This is a genomic window from Asticcacaulis sp., from assembly GCF_027484505.1.
Classification (GTDB): Bacteria; Pseudomonadota; Alphaproteobacteria; order Caulobacterales; family Caulobacteraceae; genus Asticcacaulis.
Genome location: NZ_JAIXSV010000252.1, coordinates 1 through 11539, shown reverse-complemented (window position 1 = coordinate 11539; position 11539 = coordinate 1). Strand labels below are relative to the sequence as shown.

Sequence of the window (11539 nt, the reverse complement as noted above, 5' to 3'; positions counted from 1 at the left end):
GCTCCCGGCGGCACCAACCGTCTGGCCATCCGCATCACCAATCCCGGTGGGCGCTACGACTGGCGCGATTCCACCACCATGATGTGGGGTAAGCTCAAACTGTTTGCCTCGCACGGGTTCGGCGGGCTGGACCGCGGCATGAGCCTCAGCGTACATCCGCTGGATAGCTATATCGAGGATGCGTGGGTGCTCAATACCCCTGAGCCCCGTAAAGTCACCGCCCATATGCAGGTGCGGTTGACCGACAAAATCAGCGCGGAAGGCCTCGCCAAACGCGGCTCTGTCCTGTTGCAGGGCCCGGACGGGAAGTCTGTTAAAGTCAAAATCGCTTTAAAAAGTGCCAGGATCGAAAACGGCGTGGCCACGCTGGTCTACGATCTTCATGCACCTGATGCAAAGCTGTGGGACCTCGAAAATCGCCACCTCTACCATATGCGCTTCGACTGGAAGGGTAAGACCGGCCTGTCATCAAAGACCGTTCGCTTTGGCTTTCGCTGGTTTGCGGTCGAAGGGATCGGCACCAATGCGCTTTTGCGGCTGAATGGCAAACGTATCAAACTCTATTCCGCCATCTCGTGGGGGTACTGGGGTTATAACGGCATGTGGCCGACGCCGGCTCTGGCGCGGCGCGAGGTTGAGGCGGCGAAAGCCTTGGGCCTCAACTGTCTTCATGCGCACCGCAATGTCGGCAAGCACGATGTCTTTGATCGTCAGGACGAACTGGGGCTGATGCGCGTCATGGAGCCCGGCGGTGGCCGCCACGCCATCGGTAAGGACCTGAAACCCGGTGAGAGCCTGTCTGCGGCCGATGCCTTCAGCCGCGCCTACATGATCGAGAAGTGTCGCCTGATGGCGAGAACCTTCCGTTCGCATCCGTCGCTGGCGCACTACACGCTTCAGAACGAAATCGGGGCCAATCTCAACAATCCTGACGTCCAGAATGTCCTGAAGATTATTCACGACGAAGACCCTTCGCGCACGGTCATCCTCAATGACGGCTTCGTCAAACGCGGCGCGGCTCAGGCCATGTATCTGGCCTATAATGACCACTATTTCCGTTCAGATGTCGAACCGTTCGGCGGCTGGTGGGTGGAGCATCAGGGAGCCGGCGATCAGTGGTACGACAAGTTCTATCAGTCGAAGGACAGCTATATCCATTATCAGACCGGTAAGCCCTATATCGTCGAATTTGGTGAAATGCAGGGCTGCGCCACGGCGGACAACCATGTCCTGATGGTGGCTGATATTCTGGCCAATGGCGGTAAGTCTTACGACCTTGAAGACCATAAGGTCATCGTGCAGAACACCTCGGCCTATCTCGATAAATGGGGCTTTCGCAAAGCGTTTCCGACGACGGAAAGCCTGTTCCTGTCGGTTGGCCGTAAGGTTTATGACGCCTGGCAGAACTATCTGGAAAACATCCGCATCGGTGACGAAGTCGATATTGCCGCGATTTCCGGCTGGGAGACGACGGCTATCGAAAACCATTCCGGTATTGTCGATAATCTGCGCTACTTCAAATCGCCGCCCGATCTTCTGCGCAACAGCCTGCTGCCGGTCCGGCCGATCGCCAAACAGCGTCGTCTGGTCTATGCGGCGGGTGAAGCGGCCGAACTCGACATCTACCTGCTCAATGATACCGATGTGCAGATCAGGAGCGAAATGATCCTGAGCCTGATCGCGCCGGACGGGACGACGACCGAAATCGCTCGGTATGCCGCGCCCACGCATGTGAAGGATCAGTTCCGTTACCTGCTGGCGGAGAAGGTGCTGACGCCTGCACTGACGAAGCCGGGCATAAACAAGGTTCAGATTGAGCTGAAAGGCTACCCGTCTTTTGTGCGCGACCTGTGGGTGGTGGACAATGCCTCAGGGCTGAAAAAGCCGGTGAAGCTGGCCGTATCGGGTGTGGCCAAATCCTTCCGCGATCAGTTGACGGCCATCTCCGGCCTTACGGTTGAAGACTTCAAGGCTGGCGGGAAATATGATGCCATCATCGCTTCGGGCCTCAAAGCCGAAGAGATAGCCAAGCGTCAGGTAGGGGAACAAACGGGCCTTGAAGCTCAGCCGAAGGCCGGCGAAAAGCCCAAACTTATTCTGGGCGACCTGCCTGCGGACGTGCTGGCGGCGGTAAAGGCGGGGACGCCACTGCTGGCCTATGTGCCGGAAGACGGTCTGGCCGAAGGGGTGGCGAAGCAGTTGTCGGCGCTGGGCCTGTTCACCTATGCCGGTCAGGTGGGCAATCTGCGCGCGCCGTGGATGGGTAACTGGAACTATCTGCGTGCCCATCCGATCTTCGACGGTCTGCCGGTCGATCAGGCCACCAGCGTCTGGCATCAGGTCGAGGGCCAGCCGTCCAATGGTCTGTTGATAGACGGGCCGGTGATCGGTCCCGACGGCATCGAGGTCATCGCCGCCTACAGCCGCGACCACGACCGTCAGAACGGCGCAGCGAGCTTTACGGTACGCAAGGACGGCATGAAGGTTATCGTACACCGATTACCCGACATGGTGGCCCCGCTTCAAAAACGCTTCCTGATCAATGCGATTAGCTGGCTGGCGAGGGCCACGTGAGGAATGACCTGACTTGACGCGCTCCCAATTCTTGGCCATCTCAAAATGGTAAATTCCAGGGACCCGGAATTTCCGTTTTTTTGAAAAACCGGAGCCTCAGATACTATTTACATTGCCCCCTCCTTCTGCGCGTCTTTCAGACGCAGATGCTGCGCGACGATCGCCATATAACCAATTGTCAGCCAGCGACTGTAAGAGCTTATGATCGATTACATCTCCATGTTTATCGATGCCGTGGGCCCAGATACAGCCGAGATGAGGTGTTTTGTTTCCATGAGACCTATCGGACCGCATATCTGGGCAAGATGCCGCAACCTATGTTACTGGTGTTTTGTAGGGTCCGGACTCACTCCAGCCGCGACGACGAGTGCGCAGGCGCTCATGAAGTTTTTGATGTTTCGGTCAAAGCGTGTGGCGAGGCGCGCTGTCCTTTAGACGGCAGAACATGCGCTCAATGACGTTGCGCTGTTTGTAAATAGCCTTGTCGTATTCGTATTGGATTTTGCGGTTTTTGCGCGGCGGGATGATGGCCTCGGTACCGCGCGCGTCGAGCCATTCACGCAGCGCCTGGCTGTCATAGCCTTTGTCGGCGACCCGTTCGGCGGAGGGCGGCAGGGCCTCGATGCACAGCCTGGCTACCTTGCAATCGTGGACGTTGCTGGGTGTCAGGAGCAGGACGTGAGGACGCCCCTTCGCGTCGCAGAGGGCGTGGAGTTTGGTGTTGCGTCCGCCCTTCGTGCGGCCGATACCCTGAGCTAGGCCCCCCTTTCCCCCCTCCCGCGCAGCGGTGGACATTGATGCAACTGCTGTCGATGAACAGCCGATCCGGCGCATCCTCGGCACCCGCAAGCGCGCTGAAAATGCGCTCCCATATGCCACGTTCGGACCACCGGACGAAGCGATTGTAGAGCGTCTTCTTCGGCCCATAGATATCGCCGCAATCCGCCCAGCGACCACCACAACGCAGTGCATGGACGATGCCGTTCAGAACCCAGCGGTCATCAACACGCGGCTTGCCCCGTACACCAGTCTGCAACAAGGGCTCGATCCGCGCCCATTGCTCATCGGAAAACTAAAAAATCAGCCATCTCACAACCTCCCGGACGAGGCAGTGAATCACAACATCACACTCATGAAAACCCGCTTATTGGGTCCGGACCCTAGTAATCTACACGTAGGCGGGCGTAATCCATGCGCAGCGGCCCGCTTTTTCGGCAGCGGCCACGGCTTTGGGCCATGTTGGTTGCTGTCCACTTTTCGTCGATTAAGGTGAGACGCTGAGGGTTCAGATCGCCTGGTTGTCGAACCGGTCATCGCGCTGTGTCAGGACATCTGGCCGGTCCTGCTCGATGGCACGGGCAGTCTTTTTTTGCGCGTCATGCCCCAGCGCACGTTATCGTCTGGCCCATAGCCGCGCCCGCAAGGCCAGACCCACTCCTTGATTACCCTCCAGAATATGCCGCGCGTATGTGAACTCCTTACGGGCTATGCCCTCCAGACGCTCACATACGCGCGGCTCACCTGGCCTATTTTGCGCTGCCCCGTGGCTGGGTCTTAGCTGCCCTTGACAGGCTTGCTGGCGGCTTTGTTTCGCCGAGCATCATGGATTGAGGGAGTCGAAAGCATGTGAAGGTCGTTGGCCTCCGCATAGGCCATCTCGATCAGATAGCACAGCATTTGGGCCCCCTCTCTCTCCGCAACCTCCCGCAATTCGGCGAGCATCTGGCGGATATAGGCAATGTTCTCAATTGTGTGGGGTCCGCGACCGTTTATGTCGCTTGTATCTTTTGCCATTGCTCTCGCTCATCATCACCAGAGGTCGCCACAACCAGGCCTCGCTATACACTGCGAACACAGTAAATTATTTATCCACGATTGCAATCCGCCTATGATCGTAAGCATACAGGCTGAAGGTTTTCTGCGCGTCATGCCCCGACGCACGAAGAAGCGATAAAGTCCGGCTACAGACACATCCAGGCCAGCCTCAATCAACGCTAGGCGCAACTCGTCAAGTGAGTTATCCTTGTGTGCTTCCCAGATCGCGACGATGTCGACCTGCCGCCCCTCGACCCGGCGCGACCGCATATCCCCACCCTGAGGCTTGGGCAGAGGTTACCAGTCTCGCGGCGTTGCCGCTGGAAGTCGATTGCTGTCGATGGAGCGACGCGTAGAGCATTCAGCGGCTAAGCTGCGCCATTGAATGTCCCTAAGTTTTTGTTTAGTCGTGCAATTTTTTCAAAAAATGGTGTCCACTTTATTGGATTGCGCTCTAACCTAGCCGCCGTCACCCGGCAACTTATCCCGTCATCAATCGCCGCCATAAGCCGTGAACGCAGATCCGTCGATAGAAACTGCCCCATCTATGCTGCCCTCCTTCACCAGCACGAATTTTGAGTAAGAAATCTACGGCCTTGGGAATCCTCCCGATTCATAATGGTCGAAAACCGCTCAATTACGTAAGGTAGAACGCATTTGAGTATTCGCATTTATGCGTTCAAAGCCCCCTCAGTCGCGCGATTCCCGGTTGCGAAGAGCCGAACTTTACGCAAGGCGGTATGAGCTAATTATTAGATCATGTTCTGAGCCTGTATGATTTGGCAGGCCTTGAGCCTTTCCTTCACACCGTCGATACCGGTGAACATCAGCACATCAATAATGGACAGGGAGGATTCAAAATCCGCCCTTTGCTGGTCGTAGACCCTCTCATCCATCTTAAGAAAGTTCAGTTCCATGTTGTGGGCCTGGAAACAGTCGGCTCTGTAAAGCGCGGCACCGGCTATGGGGTTGATATAGGTCCTGGCCCCGATTTGGTGTCCGACCTCAAGTGACCAGTCCCCGGCCTCCCTTATGTTTGTGTAGTCGAATCCACCGCACGATTGCACGCGCAGCCGTGCGGAAAGTCCCAGTTCACGGCACACAAGCCCGATGATGGCGGCGTTGAGGTCGGCGATATGGGATGTCCGTGTGTCCAGCGCCGTATCAACAAGTTCCATGACCAGACGGAAGTGCGGCGCCCTGCGATAGGCGGCCGCAAGCTGGCCGCGGATGCGTTCGCGCCAGGGCTGGCTATCATCTATGCGCATGTCGCGGATGCGTGTGTCACAGGCCGCACGGTGCAGGGGGACGACCATATAGGTCCAGCCATTGTCCGGGCGCAGGATCCGGTTGCGGTTGATCCAGCCGTGCCGGATATATTGCACGTCGTCATTGAGGACGAAAATATCGCTCGCTGCAATCAACTGCCAATAGCCCAGATAGGGAAAGAAATAGGGCTGCATGATCGCCAGAACGGGGCTGTGCATCATGTATCCCACGCCATTGCAAGACGGGTGATGGGGCGGCGGCGCAACTCATCGCGCAGCCGAGACCAGTTCTCATAGCGCTGGCGTTCCGCCGACGGCAGCGCCAGATACTGGGGTTTGTCCCACGGGTCGCGGGCTAGGACCGCGGCTTCTAGCGCCGCGAATCCATCATGACCGGCAAGGTCATCGGCCTTCAGGTCCGGTACATAGCCGAACATAGCCATAAGGGGCGCACAGACCGCCTCGACATAGGCGATCTGTTCCGCATCCAGCCCCTGCCTGTACTGCCCATGATTATCACACATCAGGGGGCGTCCGATATTGCGCAGCATATGCGCACGCGCCGCCTCAGCGCGGGCATTCGCGCTAAAGTCCAGCATGGCGGGATCAAAGCCCATACCGAGTCTGGCGCAGGTCGCTGCCAGGACCCGTTCGGGATCGGCGAGCAGAGCCTCATAGGTCAGGACGGCCAGCCGCCGGCGGCCCTTCAGCCAGGCCAGACTGTTTACAAAGCTCGTCTGGTCGGCCATCCACTGCCGCGCGGCCCGGACGACGCCCCCGCGCAAGGCATCCGCGCGTAACCAGGACAGGGCCATGTCGCGCGGATCGCGCACCATGAAGACATAGGCGGGCGCGTCCGAAACGCTTTCCAGAAACGGCAGGAAGCCATGGATAGAGCATTCCTTGACGAAGATCCTGTCCCGGCCCGCCGACCTGCGTTCGGCCTCATAAAGGGCCGCCACCATGCCAGCCGCACTTTTCTGGGTTTGCAGCACGGCTTCGCGTCTGGCGCGGGGCCAGGCATCGATCTGCCACAGGCCGAACTTGGCCTCGAACATATCAAGCATGTCCCTGCGCAGGGCTGGAAGCTCATCCTCACCATAGTGTGCGGCGACTTCGGAAAAGACACGAAACAGATGCGCCGCCCCAGGCCCGCAGATATGCGGATGGGCCGCGAACATCCGGCTCAGCAGATTGCTGCCTGAGCGTTCCGAACACATCAGGAAGATCGGGGCGTTCAGGCGGGCCTCGTTCATAAAGCCATTTCCGTGTGCGGGACGCTCAGGCTGCGCAGGGTTTCGATGATCAGACCGCGTTCGAGGCGGGCCATGCCGGGATGACAGGGAATATTGACAAGGCGCCGGTGCAGGGAGTGCGCTCCGGGAGCCTGTGCGGAAAGAGGGGCATAGACCTTGCGCAGGACCATGTGCGGATTTTCAAGCCGCTCAACCGGCACATCGGCGGGTGCCAGAACGGGCAGGCCCATCAGGGGCCGGCGGGGCAGGGGGGCAAGCATTTGCAAGCCCGCCTGAAGGGCCAGGGAGGCTATGCGTTGGGCCTGTAATTCATAGACGGGGGCCCAGGCTGGGGCCTGATACAGCCTGTCCAGTATATAGGCCGCGGCAATATCGGAAAGCTTGGCATTGATAGAGGCGTCAAGCGGCCGGTACTCATTGTGCCGGTGGAAGATGAGTTGCCTCAAGGCTTCCTCATCCTCGGCCGGGGCCAGGATGAAGCCGCCCTCACCCAGGCCAAAGGGCTTGGTCTGGTGGGCGCTGAAGGCCTGGTAGGGCGCGCGGGTATCGGGCCGTGCGCTGAATCCGGCCGCGTTGTCGATGAGCAGCAGCTTGCCGGTTTCCGCAGCGAAATCCGCATAGGCGGAAAAGTCGTTGAAATAGCCGAAGGGATTGGTGACGACCAAGCCGTCATAACTCTCCTGGGGCAGGTTCCGCACGGCCTCGAGACTCAAGCGCGCACCAGCATCGACATCCACCACGGTCGAACCGGCGAAATAACCCCGAACCACATTGAAATAGCTCAGGGCAGGCACGCACCAGCGCAACGGCCGCCCGACCTTGTGTTCATGAAGCCGCGCCAGGGTTTCCAGGGCCAGAGTGCCATTGGCACAGGGCAGGATCAGGTGCGAGTCCTCAAGCCCTGCATATTCATGGAGTGCGCTCGCCAGCAGGGAAGAGACGGGCCCGAAATTCGACCAGTGATTGGCTCGCACGCTGAGCGACAGGAAACGGGCAATCTGTTCCGGGTCCGGCGACTTGTTCTCGACGAAATCGATGGCGGCCGGTTTCGGCGAGGGCTTCACCCCGGTGGGGAAGGCGGCGTCCTCAAGCTGTTCCGACAGCCGGTTGAACTGCGTATCGATCAGGGCCAGACGTCGTCTGGGAGGATAGGCTTCGCGCCCGACCCAGCGATTATAGGTGCACACAAGTCTTTCGTAATGAACCGAGGCCCAGGACCGGGGCAAGACATCCCTTTCAAGGGCGCACAGGCTGAGCGCCAGACCCGCATCGACCCAGCGTACCCCGCTGAAGCGCTTGCGCAAGCGCAGGATCAGATAGGGGGCGAGAGAGCCGGCCTGCAGCAAGACCGTGACCTGCCGCGTTCCGGCAAGTCCTGCGGTGACAGCCTCGGCCAGGCGCGTCTCAACCTCGTTCCGCTGGGTCCGCGCCAGACTGGGGTGAATTTCCAGGAAACATCCGTGTTTCAGCCGGGCAAAGTCCAGAAAGTCGCGCAGCGGATCAGGCCCCAGCACAATCACATGGTGATCGGACAAGCCTTTCAGGAATCGCAGGAAATCACCACTTTCGACGGCGCGCTTCAACAGCAGGCCATCGGCACGGCGCACATGGGCCGGAATGGTCTCGTCCATAACCTTCAGGCAGGCCTCCGGGAATCCGGGGGTGCTGCTGAAGCGTGCGCAATCGGTCCAGGCCTCTGTTGAGACCCCGAAGGACAGGGTGTCACCGGGTTGAATATCGCGGATCAGATCCATAAGTTCGTCGATGAAGCCGTCCTCGAAAAATCCCTGTCCGGTGCGCCCCACCAGTTGGTCCGCCCTTTGTTTTTCATCGGGGGTAACCGGCCAGGGCATTTGCCTGTGCACATCAACCATGCGCTCCCAGAATCCATGGTTGATCTTAACATAGGTGAAGTCAGGCTCCACCATGAATGCCTTCAGCCACAGGTCAAAGGGTGAAACCGCTCCACCGCCCGTATCCATGATACGGTGCCTCCGTTATTTTATTTTTTAAACCAGATTATTAAGAAGAAGGATTCGTTGAAATTATCCTCCGCAGACAGGTTTCTAACCGCATGCCTGAAGGCAAATCCTTAAACCATGAAGGGAAATTTTCAACCACAATCTTTTATTGACTCGCCTGAAAATACATGTGATCCACGACGTGTTCGACCTGAAATTGTGTGGAGGGCTCTATGGAACCTTTTCTGGGTGAGATTAAAATATTGCCGTACAGCACGAGGCTGCAGGGATGGCATTTGTGCGACGGTTCCGTTCTGCCGATAAGCAACAATCAGGCCCTTTATTCCCTTTTGGGCGTCAATTATGGCGGCGACGGCCGTACCACTTTCGGACTGCCCGACCTGCGTGGCCGGGTCCCCGTTTGCATCGGTGCTCAGGCCCCGTTCCAAAAGCAGGGCGATAAGGGCGGTGAGGAAGCGGTCACTCTCACCATGGCGAACATGCCACTGCATGACCATCCCTTCGGTGCGATCACCCAGACCGGGACCTCGGTTGACAGCGCAAACACGCTCTACGCCGCCGTGGCCCCGCTTGGAGTCGATCGTCCGCCACTCTATGTGGCACCCACCAAGCCACTGGTGACCATTGCCGGCAATTCGGTTGAGGCCGCGGGCGGCAGTGCGCCCAGCCATTCCAATCTCCAGCCCTATCTGGTCCTGGCCTATTACATCGCCACCTCGGGCGTTTATCCGCCACGGCCCTACTGAGCCAGATTTTTTATTTCATTCTTCTGGAGATCGAACATGGACTGTTATGTTGGAGAAATCCGCCCGTTCGCCGGCTTGCGCGCACCTGCAGACTGGGCCTTTTGCCTGGGACAAATCCTCCCCATCTCAGGCAATGAAGTGCTTTATTCCCTGATCGGCACCCAATTTGGTGGTGATGGCAGGGTCAATTTCGGCTTGCCCAATCTTCAGGGCCGGTTGCCCATGGGCGCCGGTAACGGCATAGGCCTGTCTCCGCGCACCATGGGCGCCTCGGGTGGAAGCGACGAAGTCGTGCTGACCCTCGGTCAAATTCCGGCGCACAGCCACACGCTGAATGCCAGTCCGGAAACGGCGACCAGCGTGTCACCGGGGCCAACCGTGACCTTTGGCACGGTCAGCAATGGCATGGCTTTTTATAATGACACCAACAAGCCGCCCAGCGGCACGACAAACGTCAATGCCGCCTGTATTCCGCAAAGTGGCGGCAATGGCCTGCCTCACGACAATGTCATGCCGACCACGGTCTTGAACTACATCATCTGCCTGAATGGTATGTATCCGCCTGTCCAATAGGCCATCCCGGCGGATCAAGGCTTCATATCCGGATAAACCCAGAGGATTTACGTCATGAGTGATCCCTTTATCGGCGAAGTGCGCATCTTCGCCTCAAGCTATGTGCCCGAAGGCTGGCATCTTTGCGACGGCTCCACCCTCGATGTGCGGGCCTATCAGGCCCTTTATGCGGTCATCGGCAATATATATGGGGGCAGCCCGAACGTGAATTTCAAGGTGCCCAATCTGCTTGGCATGGCCGTATCCGCGCCCGGACAGGCTCCGATGGGCGGTGCGTTAAACAAGAAGTTGGGCCATGCCTATGGCGCAACCGCGGTGACGCTCAGCCACGGCAACCTGCCTCCCCATCGCCATGTCATCCAGAGACAGACCAACAATCTCAAATATGCCGGCAAGACGGCCGCTCCCGACAGCAAGTCGAACCTGGGCGGCATGCGTAATGCGACTAGCAATGTCGCCATCTTTTCCACAGCAAGCGCGCCGAATACCTCTCTTCTTGAGGCCACCATCGGCATGTCTGGCAGTTCCACGCCGGCGGCTCACAACAACCTCCAACCCTACCAGGTCTTCTACTGGGGCATTGCCCTCGACGGCATCTTTCCCATGCCGCAATAGATGCAGTGGCGATGAGCGCACCCTTGAGTACTGGTCTCAGCCGGATGCATGTCTGGCTGAGACTTCGCGCGAACACGGACACGGACTTCCTGCGAGCACTTTATGCGACGGGGCGCGCGGACGAAATGTCCGTCGTGCCCTGGCCCGAAGCCGTCAAGGCCGCCTTCCTGCGACAGCAATTCGATGCGCAGGATCTCTGTTACACGACCTCTTATCCCGGTGCACGGCAGTGGATCATTATCCGTGACACAGGTGCGTCCAGACGACCGGTCGGTCGTTTTTCCCTTTACTGCGGTGTCAAAGACTGGCGCATCATCGACATTGCCTTTTTGCCGGAATGGCGGGGAATGGGCATGGGATCAGGCCTGATCGCCGCCACGGCTGCCGATGCCGCCGCCGCCGGGTGCACGCTCAGCCTGCATGTTGACATCCATAACCGCGCGAAAAGCCTTTACCGGCGTCTGGGCTTTGTGGAAGACGGCGCGCATAACGGGCTTTACCAGAAAATGGTACGGGCGCTGCCATAAAGACCGCTTGCCATATGACATCATACTCCTGACGACTCAGGATTGGCCGGAACTAAACAGTTGTCAGGTCCTTCTGTCATACCCCCGGAACCAGTTAATAAAAGCCGTAACGCCCTGTTTGACGCCCATGCTGGGCAGGAAACCCGTCAGAGCCAGAAGCAAGCGGGTGCTGGCATAGGTGCG

At 58.5% G+C, this 11539-nt stretch carries 10 protein-coding genes and 1 pseudogene; 5 read left to right on the top strand and 6 right to left on the bottom strand.

Features of this window, described 5'->3' with window-relative positions:
* Positions 1 to 2574, top strand: a 2574-nt coding sequence (locus tag Q0072_RS14800) for a hypothetical protein (protein WP_298331554.1), incomplete at its 5' end; no start/stop codon positions are given.
* 402 nt (positions 2575 to 2976) lie between these two features.
* Here the strand turns inward: Q0072_RS14800 and Q0072_RS14795 are convergent.
* From Q0072_RS14795 to Q0072_RS14770, 6 genes and pseudogenes are all read right to left on the bottom strand, one after another.
* Complete coding sequence (locus tag Q0072_RS14795) at positions 2977 to 3408, bottom strand: IS5 family transposase (RefSeq protein WP_298331555.1); 432 nt, start codon at positions 3406 to 3408, stop codon at positions 2977 to 2979.
* Positions 3409 to 3490: 82 nt separating this feature from the next.
* Positions 3491 to 3610, bottom strand: a pseudogene (locus Q0072_RS14790) (IS5/IS1182 family transposase); the annotation flags it as partial.
* Positions 3611 to 4128: 518 nt separating this feature from the next.
* Positions 4129 to 4368, bottom strand: coding sequence for a hypothetical protein (locus tag Q0072_RS14785; RefSeq protein ID WP_298331552.1), 240 nt, complete (start codon positions 4366 to 4368; stop codon positions 4129 to 4131).
* 773 nt (positions 4369 to 5141) lie between these two features.
* Positions 5142 to 5879: a WbqC family protein gene (locus Q0072_RS14780; protein ID WP_298331550.1), complete on the bottom strand. Its 738-nt coding sequence runs from the start codon at positions 5877 to 5879 to the stop codon at positions 5142 to 5144.
* Positions 5876 to 6913 (bottom strand): sulfotransferase, encoded by a 1038-nt coding sequence (locus Q0072_RS14775; RefSeq protein ID WP_298331548.1) that lies wholly within the window; start codon positions 6911 to 6913, stop codon positions 5876 to 5878. The genes Q0072_RS14780 and Q0072_RS14775 overlap by 4 nt, the downstream gene beginning before the upstream one ends.
* The gene (locus Q0072_RS14770) at positions 6910 to 8895 is read right to left on the bottom strand and encodes a DegT/DnrJ/EryC1/StrS family aminotransferase (RefSeq protein ID WP_298331546.1); all 1986 of its coding nucleotides are present in this window, start codon (positions 8893 to 8895) and stop codon (positions 6910 to 6912) included. The genes Q0072_RS14775 and Q0072_RS14770 overlap by 4 nt, the downstream gene beginning before the upstream one ends.
* A 212-nt stretch (positions 8896 to 9107) precedes the next feature.
* On the opposite strand from Q0072_RS14770, the gene Q0072_RS14765 reads away from it, so the two are divergent.
* The 4 genes from Q0072_RS14765 (at position 9108) to Q0072_RS14750 (ending at position 11356) form a co-directional block, all read left to right on the top strand.
* On the top strand, positions 9108 to 9641 hold the full coding sequence (locus Q0072_RS14765) for a tail fiber protein (RefSeq protein ID WP_298331544.1): 534 nt from the start codon (positions 9108 to 9110) through the stop codon (positions 9639 to 9641).
* A 36-nt stretch (positions 9642 to 9677) separates the two neighbouring features.
* Positions 9678 to 10214 carry a tail fiber protein gene (locus tag Q0072_RS14760; RefSeq protein ID WP_298331542.1) on the top strand — a complete coding sequence of 179 codons (537 nt, stop codon included), beginning with the start codon at positions 9678 to 9680 and terminating at the stop codon, positions 10212 to 10214.
* Positions 10215 to 10268: 54 nt separating this feature from the next.
* Positions 10269 to 10829, top strand: coding sequence for a tail fiber protein (locus tag Q0072_RS14755; RefSeq protein WP_298331540.1), 561 nt, complete (start codon positions 10269 to 10271; stop codon positions 10827 to 10829).
* A gap of 125 nt (positions 10830 to 10954) precedes the next feature.
* Positions 10955 to 11356: an N-acetyltransferase gene (locus Q0072_RS14750; RefSeq protein WP_298331538.1), complete on the top strand. Its 402-nt coding sequence runs from the start codon at positions 10955 to 10957 to the stop codon at positions 11354 to 11356.
* Positions 11357 to 11539: the final 183 nt, after the last annotated feature.